This window comes from Corallococcus sp. NCSPR001 (assembly GCF_017309135.1).
Classification (GTDB): domain Bacteria; phylum Myxococcota; class Myxococcia; order Myxococcales; family Myxococcaceae; genus Corallococcus.
Genome location: NZ_JAFIMS010000001.1, coordinates 101,685 through 119,094, shown reverse-complemented (window position 1 = coordinate 119,094; position 17,410 = coordinate 101,685). Strand labels below are relative to the sequence as shown.

At 72.6% G+C, this 17,410-nt stretch carries 11 protein-coding genes; 9 read left to right on the top strand and 2 right to left on the bottom strand.

Going from position 1 to position 17,410, the window contains the following annotated elements; genetic code table 11:
* Positions 1-17 precede the first annotated feature (17 nt).
* The gene (locus JYJ93_RS00515; RefSeq protein ID WP_206786120.1) at positions 18-725 is read right to left on the bottom strand and encodes a hypothetical protein; all 708 of its coding nucleotides are present in this window, start codon (positions 723-725) and stop codon (positions 18-20) included.
* 396 nt (positions 726-1,121) lie between these two features.
* Between JYJ93_RS00515 and JYJ93_RS00510 the strand changes: the two genes are divergently transcribed.
* Together JYJ93_RS00510 and JYJ93_RS00505 are read left to right on the top strand one after the other, a co-directional pair.
* A complete protein-coding gene (locus JYJ93_RS00510; protein ID WP_206786089.1) occupies positions 1,122-3,386 on the top strand; it encodes a PAS domain-containing sensor histidine kinase in 2,265 nt (754 codons plus the stop codon).
* Positions 3,387-3,495: 109 nt separating this feature from the next.
* Complete coding sequence (locus JYJ93_RS00505; RefSeq protein WP_206785750.1) at positions 3,496-4,293, top strand: hypothetical protein; 798 nt, start codon at positions 3,496-3,498, stop codon at positions 4,291-4,293.
* A gap of 3 nt (positions 4,294-4,296) precedes the next feature.
* Here JYJ93_RS00505 and JYJ93_RS00500 read toward each other — a convergent pair whose 3' ends face one another.
* Entirely contained in the window at positions 4,297-5,220 is a 924-nt protein-coding gene (locus tag JYJ93_RS00500; protein ID WP_206785749.1) for a TerC/Alx family metal homeostasis membrane protein, read from the bottom strand.
* Between the two features lie 208 nt (positions 5,221-5,428).
* On the opposite strand from JYJ93_RS00500, the gene JYJ93_RS00495 reads away from it, so the two are divergent.
* From JYJ93_RS00495 to JYJ93_RS00465, 7 genes are all read left to right on the top strand, one after another.
* Positions 5,429-5,836 (top strand): arsenate reductase ArsC, encoded by a 408-nt coding sequence (locus tag JYJ93_RS00495; RefSeq protein ID WP_206785747.1) that lies wholly within the window; start codon positions 5,429-5,431, stop codon positions 5,834-5,836.
* A gap of 247 nt (positions 5,837-6,083) precedes the next feature.
* Positions 6,084-6,989, top strand: a complete 906-nt coding sequence (locus tag JYJ93_RS00490; RefSeq protein ID WP_206785746.1) for a DUF2135 domain-containing protein — start codon at positions 6,084-6,086, stop codon at positions 6,987-6,989.
* 30 nt (positions 6,990-7,019) lie between these two features.
* Positions 7,020-7,652, top strand: a complete 633-nt coding sequence (locus JYJ93_RS00485; RefSeq protein WP_206785745.1) for a DUF1175 family protein — start codon at positions 7,020-7,022, stop codon at positions 7,650-7,652.
* On the top strand, positions 7,649-9,247 hold the full coding sequence (locus JYJ93_RS00480; RefSeq protein ID WP_206785744.1) for a hypothetical protein: 1,599 nt from the start codon (positions 7,649-7,651) through the stop codon (positions 9,245-9,247). Before JYJ93_RS00485 ends, JYJ93_RS00480 begins: the two co-directional genes overlap by 4 nt.
* A complete protein-coding gene (locus JYJ93_RS00475) occupies positions 9,244-13,959 on the top strand; it encodes an MG2 domain-containing protein (RefSeq protein ID WP_206785743.1) in 4,716 nt (1,571 codons plus the stop codon). Before JYJ93_RS00480 ends, JYJ93_RS00475 begins: the two co-directional genes overlap by 4 nt.
* A gap of 3 nt (positions 13,960-13,962) precedes the next feature.
* Positions 13,963-16,227, top strand: coding sequence for a hypothetical protein (locus tag JYJ93_RS00470; protein WP_206785741.1), 2,265 nt, complete (start codon positions 13,963-13,965; stop codon positions 16,225-16,227).
* A 141-nt stretch (positions 16,228-16,368) separates the two neighbouring features.
* Positions 16,369-17,400 carry a hypothetical protein gene (locus JYJ93_RS00465; protein ID WP_206785739.1) on the top strand — a complete coding sequence of 344 codons (1,032 nt, stop codon included), beginning with the start codon at positions 16,369-16,371 and terminating at the stop codon, positions 17,398-17,400.
* Positions 17,401-17,410 lie beyond the last annotated feature (10 nt).

Here is a 17,410-nt window from a genome sequence, read left to right as displayed (position 1 = left end):
GCGCACCCGCGTCCAGGCTACGGCAGGGTGTCCTTCACCGCCCGGGCCAGCTGCGCGTCCAGCGGCCAGGCCGCGGGGCGGCGCGACGTGGTGAGGTCCAGCGTGCCGTCCGTGAGCTTCGCCCCGAAGGAGTCCCCCACGAACAGCCGCACCCTGCGCACCCGCTCCCGGAGCACGTCGCCCACGTCGGGCGTCGCGGCCAGCCTGGGCAGCACCTCGCCCGCGCGCTCGACGAGCCACGCCAGGGGCTGGATGTGGGCCTCGTGCTCCAATTCCTCGGCCGTGCCGAACTCCGCCGCAACCTTCGTGCCCCAGGCGGTGGACAGCTTGTCGGCCAGCGCGGGCAGGTGGCGGCGCAGGTGCATGGGCGAGGACTCGGGCATCGACTTCGCGGGCGTGTCCAGCACCGTGGCGTCGTGCAGCGTGAGCGCCTCGATGACGCCGTCCGGGACGAACGTCACGTCCAGGCCCTCCCCGTGCGAACGGTAGCCTCCGGAGGTGGTGAGCAGCACGCCGCGGCCCTGGCGGAACTCGCCGTACTCCCGGACGAGCCCTGTAATCTCACGCCCGCTGCGCAGGAACAGCGTCACCTGCGGCAGGTTCAGCGGCAGGCCCTCGTTGCGGCGGCGCATGAGGATGCTCATCGCCTCCAGCACCTCCCAGACGCTGCGCACATGGCCCTGGGCCAGCGACTCCAGTGGATCCATTGCCTGGGGCGTGCTCATGACCGGCCCTCGCCCCTCTGGACGTGGACCCGGGTCCACGTCCCCGGGGACGACCGCCCCGTCGCCCGCGCGTCATCGCCCTGCCCGCCGGTCCTGCGTTCCGCGAATGCCATGGCCTGCTGCCTCCCGTGTGCTTGGGCGTCAGTCTCCCCCAGCTCCCTGTCGGGGCCCAGCGGTTCACGGAGGCCTCCCATGGCCGCCCGCCATGTCCCCGGGTTCAATCCCAGAGGTGGGCAACCCACCCGACCCCGTCCCGTGGGCCCCATCCATTTCGTGACGCGGGATGTCCATCTTCCCTCCACTCCGGCCACGTCCCGGGAGCAGGGGTACGGTGACATCTATTCTTCGAACAGCAGGCGGCCTGCCTCGTCCGACCGGTGCCTCCGGAGCGTCGGCATGAATCCGTTTGCCTCCACGACGGACTCGCTCGCGGACCTCGTGGAGTCGCGGCGTGAGGACATCCTCCGGCGCTGGGGCGCACGGTTGGAGCCCCACCCGCCCGGCATGTCCGTGGAGTTCCAGGACCGGCTGGAGGGGATGCTCAAGCTGGTGGACGCGCTGGTGCTCGTCCTCCGGCAGGGCCCCGTGGAGACCGGGTCCTCGGAGGCGGTCTGGGCCCATGCCCGGGAGCTGGGGCTGCGGCGTTTCCGGGCCGGCGCCCGCGTGGAGACGCTGGTGGAGGAGTACGGCCTCCTGCGCGAGACCCTCCTCGAGGTGCTGGATGCATCCCACCGGCCGCTCGCCACGGGCGAGCTGCGCACGCTCTGGCGCGCGCTGGACCGGAGCCTGACGGAGGCCGTGGCCCACTACGTCCACGAACACGAACACGCGCTGCGCGCCCGCGAACGGCGGCTGCAGGAGATCCTCGACCACGCCCCGGCCGCCATCTACGCGAAGGACGCCAGCGGGAGGTACCTCTTCATCAACCGCCCCTTCGAGGCCATCTCCGGGCACGAGCGCGAGTCGGTGCTGGGGCGCACGGACCTGGACCTGTTCCCACGGGAGACGGCGGAGCGCTTCCGCTACAACGACCGCCGGGTGCTGGCGGCGAAGACGCCGCTCGTCTTCGACGAGGAGGTGCTCCAGCCCGACGGGACGCACCTCTACCACACGATGAAGTTCCCCCTGCCCGGCGTCGTGCAGGGGGAGGCGTGGGCGCTGTGCGGCGTGTCCACGGACATCACCACCACGCGCACGCTGCGCCAGGAGCGCGACGAGGCCCGCGAGCAGCTCCACCGCGTGCTCACGCAGCTGCCCGTCGTGCTGTGGGCCTTCGACGCGCAGGGCGTGTTCACCCTCTTCGAGGGCGAGGGCGTGACGTCCACGTCCGTGCCCTCCCGGGTGATGCACGGACGCTCCGTCTTCGACGTGTTCCGGGACCGGCGCGACGTGCTGGAGGTCATCCTGCGCGCGCTGGCCGGGGAGCGGCTGTCCACGGAGCTGTACCTCATGGGCGTCTGGTTCGAGGTCCGCCTCCTGCCGGTGTTCGACGCGGGCGGGCGCGTGGTGAGCGTGTCGGGCGTGTCGCTGGACATCACCGAGCGGCGCCGGGCGGAGCAGGAGCTGCGTGCGTCGGAGACGCGCTACCGGCTGGCCACCCTGGCCACCCGCGACATCATCTGGGACTGGGACCTGGTGACGGACGAAATCCACTGGAGCGAGTCCGCGCCCCGCGTCCTCCGGCTGGACACGTCCCGGGGGCCGCCCGTCATGGACACCGCGTGGTGGACGGCCAGCCTGCACCCCGACGAGCGCGAGCAGGTGACGCGGGAGCTGCGCATGGCCATCGACAGCGACGAGGGCCACTGGGAGGCCGAGTACCGGATGCGCCGGGGTGACGGGACGTGGGCCTTCGTCGAGGACCGGGGCCGCGTGGTGAAGGACCTCCAGGGGCGCCCGGTGCGCATGGTGGGTGCCATGCAGGACGTCACCGACCGGCACGAGGCCGAGGCCGAGGCGAAGCGCCGCGCGGAGTTCGAACAGCTGCTCATCGGCATCGTGGGCCACGACCTGCGCAACCCCATCTCCGCCATCACCATGGCCGCCACGTCGCTGGCGAAGCGCGAGGACTCCGACTCGCGCGACCAGAAGGCCGTGGCCCGCATCCTCTCCAGCGCCGAGCGCGCCCACCGCATGCTGCGCGACGTGCTGGACTTCACCCAGGCGCGGCTGGGCGGCGGCATCCCCATGGACCCGCGCGAGGTGGACCTCCTGGACCTGGTGCGCCAGGTGATGGACGAGGTGCAGCAGGCCCACCCGGACCGGCGCCTGGAGGTGGCCGGGCGGGGAGAGGCCCGGCTGTCGTGCGACCCGGACCGGCTGGCGCAGGTCATCACCAACCTGGTGAACAACGCGCTCGCCTACGGAGACGCCCACTGCCCGGTGCGCGTGTGGCTGCGCGGCCAGCCGGGGGCGGTGACGCTCGCGGTGCGGAACCAGGGGCGCCCCATTCCCCAGCACCTGATGCCGCACCTGTTCGAACCCCTCAAGCGCGCGCAGACCCAGGACGGCCACCGCAACTCCCACGGGCTCGGGCTGGGGCTGTTCATCGTGAAGCACATCGTGGATGCGCATGGCGGCCGGCTGCGCGTGCGCTCCTCCGCCCGGGACGGCACCACCTTCCTCGTGCAGCTGCCCCGCCGGCTGCCCTCCGGGGACTGAAAGGGCGGCCTTTCCGGGGCGCGCTTGCCCTCCAGGGACGGCCCGGGTAGCAAAGGGGCTCCGGCGGCGGGCGGGCCCCGCCCTTCCGGAAGGAGAGCGGAGCAGCGCCATGAACAAGAAGTGGATCCTCGGGCTGGGACTGGGTGTCGGCGGGCTGCTCCTCGTGGGAGGAGGCCTGGTCGCGACGGGAGTCTGGGCGGACCGCCAGATGGACGGCACCGGCGTGGCTACGCTGATGAAGTCCCAGGAGCGCGCCCAGAAGGCCGCCGAGCTCAACGCCCGCTTCCCCTTCGCGCCGCCTGCCCCGGGCAAGGTGCTGAAGCTGGATGAGGCGCGGCTGGAGACCTACCTCGCGGCGCGCGAGGCGACCCTGCCCGCCTACGACGTGCTCCAGAAGGAGTCCCTGGAGTACGTCCAGTCGTACGGCAAGGAGCTCACCACCGGAACCCGCAGCGCGAAGCTCCGGGCCGCGGGCGCCTCCCTGCGCATGCTGGGCAAGGCCCAGGCCGCCCTCCTCCTGAACCTGGAGGCGAAGGGCATGTCGCCCCAGGAGTTCGGCGGCCTCACCGCCGTGGTGTATCCGGAGCCCGTGGCCGCCGCGCCGGACGCGGGCGTGGCGATGGTGTCCCAGGCCACCGACCCCGCGAACATCGCGCTTTTGGAGGAGCAGCTCGCCGCCATCGGGCCCCAGTTGGAGGACCCGAAGCTCAGCGAGGCGGAGCGGCTGCAGCTGGAGCAGCGCCGCGCCGGGCTGCGCAAGTACATCACCCAGTTGGAGGTGGCCTCCGGCAAGGACGTGAAGGACGCCAACGCCGCCCTCCTGAAGAAGCACGCGGCGCGCATCGCGAAGGCGGCGAACCCCACGTTCGACCAGCTGCTGACGAAGCCCCTGAACCCCGGCGGCTGAGCGTCAGGCCTCCACCTGGCGCACGGACCTGCGGTGCAGGAGGCTGGCGCCCACCGCTCCGCCAATCACCACCACGATGATGGCCACGGACAGGAGCGGCGGGATGTGCACCCACGTCTCCACGACCATCTTCACGCCCGCGAACGCCAGCACCCCCGCCAGCCCGTAGTGCAGGTACTTCAGCTGCCCCACGGCCCCGGCGATGACCAGGTAGAGCGCGCGCAACCCCAGGATGGCGAAGGCGTTGGAGCTGTAGAGGATGAACGTGTCGGTGGTGACGGAGAACGCCGCCGGCACCGAGTCCACCGCGAACAGGATGTCCGTCACCTCCAGGCCCACGAGCGCCAGCAGCAGCGGCGTGGCCAGCCTGCGGCCCTGGTGCTTCACCAGGAAGTGCGGCCCCTCCACCTGGTCCGTCACCGGCAGCCGCTTCGCCAGCCACCCCACGACGCGGTTGTCCTCCTGCTTCGACGGGTCCTCGCGGAACACGCGCCACGCGGTGATGAGCAGGATGGCGCCGAAGACGTACGACACCCAGCCCCAGCGCTGCAGCGCCGCCGCCCCCACGAAGATGAACAGGGCCCGGAACACCAGCGCGCCGAAGATGCCCAGGAAGAGCACCTCGTGCTGGTAGCGCTGGGGCACGCTCAGGCTGCGGAAGATGACGAGGAAGACGAAGACGTTGTCCAGGCTGAGGCTCTTCTCGATGAGCCAGGCCGCCAGGTACTCGTGGCCGCGCTCACTGCCCAGCGTCACCCACACGAAGCCGCAGAAGCCCAGGCCCAGGCCCACCCACGCCAGGCTCCACAGCACCGCCGCGCGGCGCGACTGCCCACGGCCTCCCCGGTGCGCGAGCAGGTCCACCACCAGCAGCGCCAGGAGCAGCGCCCAGAAGACGATCCAGGCCCAGGAAGGGGTGCTTTGCATGACCCCACCAACCTAGGCATCCCCCCGGCTCCCGCCCGAGCGGAGGGTTCGCACGGAGTCAAATCCTACCCAGATTGGCCGTCATGACATCGCTTGTCAGGGGGACGTGCGGGGGAAGGGCGAGCGTTGTCCTCCTCCCCGCTCAGGATGTGATACTTCCCAGGAAGCCCAGGAACATCATGATTCTCAACACTCCAAAGGCGGTGCGATGAACACGGTCATCTTCGCTTGTACGCACAACGCGGGTCGCTCGCAGATCGCGGCGGCCTTCTTCAACCTGCTGGCGGACCCGGCGAAGGCGCGCGCGATTTCCGCGGGAACGCAGCCGGCCGAGCGTCTGCATCCCGAGGTGCTCGCCACCATGAAGGAGATGGGCGTGGACCTGGGCGACGCGAAGCCGCAGCGCCTGACGCCGGAGCTGGCCAAGAGCGCGCAGATCCTGGTGACGCTGGGCGGGCTGCCGGACGCGCCGTCGGTGGCGGACCAGAAGCGCGAGGACTGGCCCATGGAGGACACGGTGGGCAAGTCCGCGGCGGACGTGGAGAAGATCCGCGACACGACGGCGGCCATGGTGTCGGACTTCGTGAACCGCCACGGTTGGGAGCGCCCGGCTTAAGTCGGGTGCCGCAGGCGGGGCCCTTCTGACGCGTGACCGTGGGTGCCCGGGCCCGAAAGGCGGGCGGACGGACGCGCGAGGAGGGGAGGCGAAGGCCGCGACGTCCAACGTCGCGGCGGGGGGGCTTCCCGGGCCATGGCGCCAGCGGGGGCCGGGTGGCTTGAAAAGGGGTGGGGGCTTGCCGCACGCTGTGTCTCCTCGCGGACACGCGGTTCGCGCACCCCACCTCCAGGCTCGCAGGCTCCACATGCTCTCCGTCCTTCTCGCCGGGCTGCTCAGCCAGACGGCGCCGCCGGTCTCCGCCCGCCAGCAGGGCGTGCCCATTGGCCGGGGCACCACGGTTCCCAAGGTGGTGTTGAGCGCGCCGTCCGGCGGGTGGACGGTGGACCGGATGCTGCAAATCGAGGGCACGGTGAGCGACGCCTCGGTGGATCCGGTGGTCGTGTCCATCAACGGCGACCGCTACCTGATGCGCACGCAAGGGGGGCGCTTCAGCCGCAAGTTCCCCGCGGCCAGCGGGAAGAACATCGTGACGGTGATGGCCACCAACAAGGGGGGCACGGCGCGCGCGCAGGCGACGAGCTACGCGCAGGTGCCCCCGGTGCCGCTCAAGGCCATCCTCACGAGCGACACGGACGGCGTCTACACGGACCTGCACATCTACGAGCCCACGGACGCGAGCAGCGCGGGTGAGACGCTGGACGTGTCGTCCATGGCGCACGTGTACTGGGCGAACACGCAGAGCCCGTCCGGCGGCACGTTCTTCCTCAACGAGCAGGGCGGCGACTTCGACCAGCCGGCCTACGGCCCGTACCTCTACATCCACCGCGCGCCGCCCACGGGCGTGTACCTGGTGGCGACGAACTACTGGCCCAGCGGCGACAAGGCGCACACGGTGGCCACGCTCAACCTGGCGCTCTTCGAAGGCACGCCGGGCGAGGTCCGCCGCCGCGTGCGCATCCCGCTGGCGACGCCGGGCACGACGCGCGTGCTCGCGTGGGTGAACATCCTGGGGGACGGGCAGGCGGAGGTGTACGTGCCGTCCGCGGATCCGAAGCCCAAGGGGAACGGCTGGCCCACGAACCTGGAGGAGGCGGTCAAGGAGCTCCAGAAGAGCGGTGACGGCGGCGGCGAAGGGGAAGGCGATTACTGACGCGGCCGGCGCTCCCGGCTCGGCCCCGCCATGCGCGTCCTGATGCTCACGGTGTTGTTGAACGCCGCCCCGCTCCCGTCCGGGACGGCCCCCGCGCGTGAAGGCGCGTCCATCGCGGCGGAGCCGGTGGCTCCGGAGACGCGCGCGCGGCTGCTGCGACGGGAGGTCGCGCAGGTGGCGCTCGCGCAGGTGAAGGCTTTCGACGCCGCGTGGCAGCCGGCGCAGCGCGACTGCGCGGGCCTCATCCGCTACGCGTACCGCACGGCGTACCGGCGCGTGGCCTCCGAGCGCCTCGCCTCTCCGCTGTGGCGGGACACGCGCGGCGGTCCCTCCGACTTCGCGGACGCGGAGACGTTGATCAGCCGCAACTTCGCTCCGCTGGGCCGGGGCGAGGACGCGCGCGAGCAGCTCCGCACCGGAGACGTGGTGGCCTTCCGCCAGGAGCACGACGCAGGCCCCGTCTTCCACCTGATGCTCGTGGTGCGCCCGGAGGACCGGGCCCACGCACCCGCGCGCGTCGTCTACCACCCCGGTGAGGCTGGAGCGCGCGTGCGCACCGGCGTCCTGGACGCTCTCGCCACCGAGGCGCCGCTGGAGTGGCGCCCCGTGCCGGCCAACGCTTCCTTCCTCGGCTTCTTCCGCTTCAAGGAGTGGATGTCATGACGTCTCCCGTGAGCCCGCCGCCCCCCGCTGGAGGCGGAGGCAAGGGCCCCTCGTCCGCCGTGCGCATCGCGCTCATCGGCGCCATCGTCGTGGGTGTGGGCGTGGGGGCCTTCGTCATCGGCCGCAAGAGCAGCGGCGGCGGCGGCTCCGGCCCCGCCTTCTCCTCGGGTGGGCCCAAGGGCCCGCCGACCGCGGGCGCCACCGTGGAGGGCATGCCGGAGGTGTCCTCCGAGCCCACGAAGATGGAGGTGCCCGGCGCCGCGGCGCTGCCCGCCATCTGGGTGGACGTGCACTCGCCCGCGAAGGTGCGTGACGCGCTGGCGCGCAACGCGTGGCTGAAGTCGCAGTGGGAGAAGCCGCTGGGCCAGGGCTTCGCGAGCGGCTGGGCCGCGTTCCTGGGCTCCACCGGCACCGACCTCAAGGCGTCCTTCAAGGGCGCGGTGCTGGACGTCATCGTCGGGCAGGTGCTCGACACGCCGTTCCGCACGGTGTGGTTCAGTGGCGACGCGCGCGTGGGCACGCCCGCCATCCTCGTCCCCAAGGCGAACAAGACCGCGCGGGCGGCGTGGGACTCGCTGGACGCAGTGGCGAAGCGCGGGGAGATGGTCGCGGACAGCTGCCCCTCCGGCATGGAGAAGGCGCCCGACGGCGGCTTCCACCTGTCGCGCTGGCTCGTCGCCGAGCAGACGGTGTGGGCCGCGCGCTCGGAGGACCGGCTGGTGCTGTCGCGCCACCCGGTGGTGGTGCTCCAGGCGCTGTGCACGGCGCTGCCGGAGCTGGAGGGGGACAGCGGCGTGGACGTGGAGGTGGGCTTCGACGCGAACGCCTACGGCCGCGAGGCGCAGCTCTTCACCCACGTGCTGGGCCTGGGCGAGGACACGCGGCTCCAACTGGGCGTGGAGGGCGACCGGCTGGTGGCCAAGGGCATCGCCGGGAAGGTCAGCGGGACGTCGGTGTCCACCGGCAAGCCCCTCTCCGACGACCTGCTCAAGCTGGTGCCCGAGGACACGCCGGTGCTGTTCGCGTTCCGGCTCACGCTGCCGGAGTCGCTGGAGCCCGCGCAGCTCAAGGCCTTCTGGAAGGGCGAGAGCCGAGCCCCGATGCGCGAGCGCCAGGTGGCCCTGGCGTGGACGCCGCGCGGCAGCACGTCCATGGAGCCGGAGCTGGCCCTGCTGTGGGGCGATGAGAAGGACGCGGAGGGGCTGTCCGGGCTGTTCTCCGGCGGCGCGCGGACGCTGGTGAGCACCCCGCTGTGCAAGCACGTGGTGCTGGCCACGAGCCAGCAGGTGGTGGAGCGGCTCCAGAAGGCGTGCGAAGGCCGCGCGCCCAACATGCTCAACGCCGCGGGCCCGGTGGTCGCGGGGCTGCGCGCGCCCTCCACGGTGATGCTGGGCGTCAACCTGGGGCGGCTGCTCAGCGGGCTCGCCATGGACGGCTACACGTCCGAGGCGCGCGTGGACCGCTCGTCGCCTCTGCCCAAGGCGCTGCCCCCTGAAATCGAAGCGGCCCGCCGCGACCTGGAGGCCCTGCCGTACCTGGGCTTCCGTGGCAACGCGCAGGGCTACGTCATGGCGTCGGAAGGATTTGGGACATGAAGACCTCCGTTCGTTTCGCGGCCCTGGCCGCGCTCCTGCTGTCCGGCGTGGCGCTGGCCAAGCCGCTCTACATCACCGTCCCCCGCTCCTACGGCAGCAGCGAGCCGGTGGCCGTGGATGTCGCCTTCGAGGACAAGGGCCCCGTCGAACTGCGCGTGCTCCAGCCCGCGAACCTGGACGCGTTCATCCGCGCGCAGGGGGACCTGCGGCGCGCGTACGAGACGCCGCCCACGTTGCTCAACCCGGGCCGCGGCCTGAGCCGTGGCCTCAACGCGGTGCGCTCGCCGGGCATCGTGCTGATGGAGGCGCTGTCGCCCGACTTCCGTCAGGAGGTGGGCACGTCGCTGCCTCCGCCGCCGGGGGAGTCCTCGTCCAGCGAGCCGCTGGCGAAGGTGTCGGAGGGGCCGGAGAAGCTGGTGGGCACGCCGCCGGGCTTCACCGTGGTGCGCAGCCAGTGGCTCAACCTGGACCTGGGCGGCGCGAACCGGGACTTCAACGTGCCGGGCTTCGACACGGGCGACAGCGGCAGCGGCTTCCAGGAGCGCCGCGTGCTGCTCGCGCCGCTGCCCGCGGGTACCTACGTGCTCCAACTGGTGCAGGGCCGGGTGGAGGGGCAGGTGGTGCTCGTCGTCAGCGACGTCACCGTGCAGCTCAAGCAGACGGACGGCCAGGTGCTGGTGCGCGTGGCGGGGCGCGACCAGCAGCCGCGCGCGGGGGCACAGGTGCAGGTGTACCTGCCCACGGGCAAGGGCCCCACGGGCACCACGGACGACAAGGGCGAGGTGACGCTGGCGGTGACGGAGCCGCGCATCATCGCGACGGTGACGGCTGGCAAGGACACGGCCATCGTGGACACGGACTTCTACTCCGCGCTGGCGGTGGCGCCGGACGTGTTCATCTACAGCGACCGGCCCATCTACAAGCCGGGCAACGAGGTGAAGTTCCGCGGGCTCGTGCGCCAGCCGGACACGTTCCTCGCGCGGCTCTTCACGCCGAAGAAGCGCGACGTGCGCGTGAAGCTGGTGTCGCAGGAGGGCCGTGAAATCGTCACCCGCGCGGCGGTGGACGAGTTCGGCGCGTTCAACGGCACGCTGAAGGTGCCGGACGACCTGGGCACGGGCGTGCTGCGCATCGAGGCGGACCTGGACGAGCACCCCCACCAGGGCGAGGCGCGCGTGCAGGACTACGTGAAGCCCACGTTCTACCTGGAGGTGCAGCCCGCGTCGGAGACGGTGGTGCCCGGCCAGACGGTGAGCATGACGGTGCGCGCGCGCCGCTACGCGGGCGGCGTGCCCAAGGGCGCGAAGTACGAGGTGTTCCTCTACCGCAGCCTGCTGGACGCGCCCGCGTGGGTGGACGACTCCGGCCGCGGCGGCCAGGGCAGCGCGGTGACGTACGGCACCGCCTCCAGCAGCGAGGGCAAGCTGAGCGTGCCGGAGCGGCTGTACTCGTCCGTCGCGGAGCGCCAGGCCACGGACGACCCGTGGTCCTCCGCCAGCGAGTTCAACGCGGAGGGCGAGGCCCAGGTGGAGGTCGCGGTTCCCCCGCTCGGCGCGGGCGAGGACCGGCTGCCGTACCGCTACAGCCTCACCGTGCGCGCGCGGGATGATCAGGAGACGTTCGCCACCGGCACCGCCGCCTTCTTCCTGTCGAAGGTGGAGGTGCTGGGCGTGGCGCGGTTCTCGGACGCGGTGGTGCAGAAGGGCTCGGACGCGCAGCTGTCCGTGCGCGCCACCACGCTGTCCGGCAAGCCCTACGGCGTCACCACGGGCGAGGTGGACTTCACGCTGGTCCGCGCGGACGGCAGCGAGAAGGACCTGGGCAAGCAGCCCTTCACCACGCAGCAGGACGGCACGTCCCGCCTGAAGGTGCCCACCACGGACGTGGGCCGGGTGGTCGCGAGCGTGACGGTGAAGGACAAGAAGGGCGAGGCGTGGACGGGCGAGGAGTCGCTGCTCGTCATCGGCGGCGCGGACGAGCCCGTGGCGCAGGTGCCCAACCTCACGCTCGCGTCGCTGTCCGGCACGCTGGAGCCGGGGGACAGCGCGAAGCTGGTGGCGCTGATGCCGGACGCCTGGGGCCAGGGCGGCAAGGACGCGGGGCCCGTGTGGGTGACGCTGACGGGCGCGAACCTGTACGGCACCTCGGTGGTGCAGCTCAAGGGCCGCACGCTGGTGCATTCGTTCCCGGTGGAGAAGCGCTTCGGCAGCGCGGTGTACGCGTCCGTGGCGTACCCCACGGCGACGGGCCGCTGGGAGGAGCGCACGGTGGCGTTCCGCGTGGTGCCCAAGGAGCGCACGCTCACGGTGGCGCTGCAGCCGCGCCGCGCGGAGGCGATGCCGCTCACGGAGCAGGCCATCGACGTGCGCGTCACCGACAGCGACGGCAACGGCGTGTCCGCGCAGCTGTCCGTGGGCGTGGTGGACAAGGCCGTCTACGCCATCCAGTCCGAGTTCCGCCCCGGCGTGCTGGACTTCTTCTATCCGCCGGCGCGCGACAACGTGACGAACTTCTACTCGGCGGAGTTCCAGGGCTACGGCTACGGCGAGCAGTTGGCGCGCAAGATGGCGGGCCTTCCCGACCACGCGTTCGCGTCCATCAAGCCGCCCACCCGCAGCGCGAAGGACCTGGAGAAGGACACCGCGCACTGGGACCCTGCCGTGGTGACGGACCGGGATGGGCGCGCGACGGTGCGCTTCAAGCTGCCCTCCAACCAGACGCTGTGGGTGGTGACGGCGGTGGCGGCGGACACGTCCGGCCGCTTCGGTGAGGGCACGGCGGAGTTCGCCACGCGCGGTGGACTGAACGTCTACGCGGCGCTGCCGCAGTTCCTGCGCGAGGGCGACGAGGCGCTCGCGTCCGTGCGGCTGGCCGCGGGCACGAAGTCCAAGGGCAGCCAGGTGCTGGACGTGCGGTTGCAGCCGGGCGGCGCGCTCCAGGCGGAGGCGCTCCAGCGCAAGGTGGAGCTGGGCGAGGGCGGCGAGCAGGTGGTGCCGGTGACGCTGCGCGCGGGCAAGACGGGCCCGGCGGAGCTCGCGGTGGACGTGGTGGGCGGCAAGGACCCCTTGCGCGACCTGAAGCGCTTCGACGTGGCGCCGGCCGCGGTGGAGGACGCGGTGCAGGTGAGCGCGTGGGGCGGCGGCGCGCTGTCGCTGGAGGCCCCTGAGGCGTCCGCGTTGACGCGCGTGGAGCTGGTGCTCCAGCCGTCCACGGTGGACGCGGCGCTCACCAACGTGCGCGAGCTGCTCACGTATCCGTACGGGTGCCTGGAGCAGCTCGTCTCCACGACGGTGCCCAACGTGGCGGTGTACCAGGTGCTCCAGAAGGCGGGGGCGCTGGACAAGCTGGATCCGGACTCGCAGGCGCTCTTGGCGGAGGCGCGCAGCCGCTCCGTGCAGGGCACGGCCCGCATCCTGGGGCTCGCGGTAAAGGGCGGCGGCTTCACCTGGTTCGGCGGCTACAGCGAGCCCAGCCTGCCGCTCACGCTCATCGCGCTGGACGGCCTGGCGTACGCGTCCGAGGCGGGGCTGGTGGACCGCGACGACGCGCGCATCCAGGAGAGCGCGAAGTGGCTGGAGGCGCAGGAGGGCCTGTCGCCGGAGTACGACGCGACGCGCGCCTACGTGCTCGCGCGCCTTCAGGGGCCGCGTCAGGCGGCGCGGGTGCGCGCGCTGGTGGAGGCCGCGAAGCCGGGGGACTTGTATCCGCTGGCGCTCGCGGTGCTGGCCGCGGAGAAGGCGGGCGTGATGAAGGAGCCGGGCCTCCAGGGGCGCATCCAGGGGCTGGTGAAGGAGAGCGGCGAGGGCTTCGCGAAGCTCGCGGGGCTGCGGGGCGAGGCGGAGACGTCCGAGGCGTTCTACCGCTTCCCGCTGCGGCGCGTGGGCCTCACCGCCATCACCGCGCACGCGGCGTCGTTCGGGTCGCTGGACGTCACCCGCGCGCGCAAGCGCATCCTGGAGATGCTGAGCGAGCCGGGCCTGTCCACCTTCGACCGGAGCACGGCGCTGCTGCACTCGCTCTGGCTGGTGGAGCGCGACGCGAAGGCGTTCAAGGGCATGGCGCCGCCGGAGGTGAAGGGCGCTTCGGCGCCGGTGAAGTTCTCGGCGCGCGGCATGGGCCTGGTGGCCACGCTGCCGGCGGGGACGCGCACGGTGGACGTGGGCGGCTTCGACGGCGTGGCCACGCTGCGCGCCGCCGCGATGACGCCGCTCAAGAGCGTGCAGCCGCGCGTGAACGGGATGTCCGTGGAGCGCGCGTACTACGTGCTGCGCGAGGGCGGGAAGGTGAAGCTGGAGTCGGGCGCTTCCGTGAACCAGGGCGAGGAGGTCTACGTGGAGCTGACGCTGGACGCGCGCGGAGAGAACCGGGCGCGCTCGGCGTACTACGTGGTGGAGGACGCGGTGCCGGCGGGCTTCGTTCCGCTCCAGGAGGACAAGGTCTTCCGCGGTCCGCCGCACTCGCTGCCGCTGGCTCCGGAGGCGCTCAAGCGCCGGCAGTTGGACCCGTCCCAAGCGACGTTCTTCTTCGAGGAGCCGGCGTGGTGGAGCGACAGCCCGCGCACGGTGGGCTACGTGATGCGCGCGCAGTTCGCGGGCACGTTCGCGGCGCCGCCCGCGACCATCGAGGACATGTACTCGGCGCGCATCCGGGGCCGCACGGCCGCGGACGTGTTGAAGGTGGTGCCCTCGAAGACGTCCGTGAGTGACCTGTAGCCCATGGGGTGGGCCGTCGCCGTCGCCGTGCTGTTGTCGGCTTCGCCCACCTTCGTCACGCGGGGCGATGTGACGCCGGAGGCGGACCTGCGCCGTGAGGTCCAGGCCGCCTGGACGTCCCTGGAGACTCAGTACGCGGCGCAGGCGGGAGGCCTTCCGACGAGGGCCCCCGCCACCGTGACGATCCAGAAGGGCACGTCGCTGACTCCCGAGCGCAACGCGCAGGGCCGGCCCGGCGTGGTGGAGCTGCGGCAGAACACGCCCGGCGTGCTGGACGCGAGGACGCGCACGGCGCTGCGGCACGAGCTGGCGCACCAACTGCTGTGGTGGGCCTGTCCCGCGTCCAGCGAGGACCGCCTCTTCCACGAAGCCTTCGCGCTGACGGTGAGCGGAGAGCTGCCCGCGTGGCGCGACGGGCCGTACCTGTCGCTGTCGCGCGCGGCGAAGGAGGTGGCGAGCGCGCCAGCGGTGGACACGTCGCGAGCGAGGCGGGGACTGGCCCGCATCCTGGGAGAGCACACGGGGTTTCCCGCCGCGCTGACGCGCAGGCTGCGCCAGTGTCATGACGGAGCGCGGTGGGCAGCGCCCCTGACGGTGGAGGAGCTGGCGGACGTGGCGGTGCTCGCGCCCGCGCCGGCCACGGTGGTGGTGAGCCGGCACTCGGGAGAAGTGCTGTTCTCGGAGGGAGACGTGCGCCGCGCGGTGCCCTACGGCTCCGCGCTCAAGCCGTTCCTGTACGCGGCGGGGACGCCCGAAGGTGCGGGACGTGCTGCTGCGGAAGCCAACGCGCCTCCACTGCTCGCGCCGCGCAGGGGCGTGCAGGAGTGGGCTTGCGGCGCGGGGCTGCCTCCGAAGGTGGATGCACGGATGGCGCTCCTGCGCTCGTGCAACGGCTGGTTCCTGGACTGGGAGGCCACGGGCCTTGCTCCCAAGGCCTTCGGTGTCTGGGGCCCGGTGCTGTCCTCCGTGGGCCTCACCGGTCTGCCCTCGGACATGACGGAGGCCATCGGGCTCCGCTCCGCGCATGGCCTGTCTCCATGGGGCATGGCGCAGGCGTACCGCTTGCTCGCGGAGGCGCGGCCGGACGTGCTCGCGCTCCTCACCGGCAACGTGGATGAAGGCACGCTCAGCGGCCTCTCCACGTCCAAGGCCCTCAAGGGCGTCGCCACCAAGACGGGCACCGTGCGCGACGCCGCGAGCCGCCCCCAGTTCGGATGGATCGCCGCCGTGGACGCGGACCTCGTCGCCGTCATCGTGCGGCCCGGCAAGATGCCCCGGCACTTCGTGGATGAGCTCCCCGCGCTCCTCTCCCGCGTGCGCCGGCAGGCGGGACTGGACGCCGCGCGCGTGCAGGTGCTCGGCCTGTTGCCCTCTTCGATCGTGGAGGCCCGCTGCGCGGGCTCGGGCTTCTCCCTGGACGATGGCGTTCCTCGCGCCGCGCCACCGGACTTCTCGCGCCTGGACGCGCTCACCGCGAAAGGGCCCGCCGTCTGCCTGGGCAGCCCGTGGCGCGTGCGCTTCCCGGACGGCCCCGACGGTGGCCGCGATTACGCGGGCGTCTTCACCTGGTCGACGCCTCCGCCGTACCGCCCGCCCCCCGGCGTGCCCACCACGCCCAGCGCGCTCAAGGCCCGGCGCGGATCCGACTTCGTCTTCCGCACCACGCGCGTGCAGTACACCGCCGGCGTCGTCGCCGCCGAGGACGTCACGCTCCAGGGCGAAGCCCGCGTCGCCCTGGCCCGCGTCGCCGCGCACAACGAGCGCCACGCCGACACCCGCCACCCCGGCCGCGCCCTCTGCGACACCACCCACTGCCAGGCCTTCCGCGGCACCGTGCGCATCCGCCCGGAAGAGACCCGCGCCCTCCAACTCCCGCCCCTGAAGTGGGACGCCTGGCTCACCTTCTCGCAGGGCGGCGCCACCCCGTGGCGCGAAGCCCGTTCCCGCTCGGAGGTGGAGGCCCTGCTGGGCAGGAACCTCGTCTCCCTGCGCTTCGAATCCGGCCGCGTGCGCTACCTGCGCACCGAAGGCACCCCCGCCGCGCCCTACGAGGACGCGCGCTCCCTCCCGTGCGACACCCTGCGCGCCGGCCTGAAGCTCCCCTCCTGCCCCCAGCGCGCCTCCTTCGACGGCCCCCAGGTCCTCTTCGAAGGTCAGGGCCGGGGCCACGGCGAGGGCCTGGACGTCGAAGCCGCCAAGGCCAGTCCCGGCCTCTCCAGCGACGCGCTCCTGGAGCGTGCCTACGGCGCCCGGCCTCCCACCCCTTGAGTCCCCCAGCCGCAACCCCCACCCACACCCACCGGGTTTCCCTTTACCCACTCGGGAAACCACGAAAAACGTGCTGACACGGGCCTCGAATCACAGCTATTACGTAAGAATACCGTAGCGCTGTTTGGTTTGAGGGGCCCAATGGCGGAAGGGTTGAGCGAGGCGGAGGCCACGCGGCGCGCTTTGGAGGCGTTGCCGGAGGGCCTTCGGGTGCGCTGGGTCCAGGAGGGCCGCGGGGCCTGGGTGCTGGGCTGCCAGGACTCGAGGCCGAACCTGCACGCCCCCCGGGGCGAGGACGTGCTCATCCAGGGCGAGCTGTGGCTGCTGGGCGCGCGCTACGTGGAGGGCGCGGTGCCGCGAGGCGCCCTGCGGGTGTGGCTCCTGGAAGGCCCCGTGCGGCACGTGCTGGCCTCGCGCGTGGCGGTGGGCGGCGAGGACCTGACGCTGGGGCTGGGGCCTCCCGGGGCGCGGGTGCCTTCGGCGCGCGTGGTGTGTCAGCGCGTGGAGTGGCGGCCGTACTCGGTCGCGAACGCGGCGCCGCTGGCGGCGGCCTTCGTGGACCTGTGGCGGAGCCTGGGCCGGGGCTCGCGGCTGGAGCGGCTGGGGCTGGAGGTGGACGGCACGGTGGAGGGCCCCGCGCGCGTGTCCCCCTTCGTGGAGGTGGAGCCGGACCGCAAGGGCGGCCGCCGCTCCCCGACGCGCCACCCGCTGCCCCCCTTCGTGGCGGCCACGGCGGACGTGCTGCGCGACTGCCGCCTGTGGCTGCGTGCGACGGCGCACGCGCTGACCCGCGAGCCGCCCTTCCTTCGCGAGGTGTACCTGCCCTCCCCTTCGTCCGGAGACGGCGAGCCCCTGGCGCTCCAGGCCACGGCCGCGAGTGAATCCCTGAGCGCGTTGCTGGAGCGGCGGCTGCGCTGGGCGGAAGGGTGGCTGTCCCCGTCCGCGCTGCTGGAGCTGGAGGTGTCGCGCACGGTGCCCGAGGGCGTGGGCGCCGGGGCCTGCTGGCTCACCGCGCGCTTCGAGCAGGCGCAGACGGGCGGGACGTCCACCACCGTCACGCTGGTCGACACGCCCAGCTTCTCCTCGGAGGTGCTGGCGCTCTTGCGCGGCTGGGCCCAGGCCACGGCGCAGGGGCGCGGCGCCGTGGCGCGCGGCCTGTTGCCCGTGGAGTGACACGGCTTCA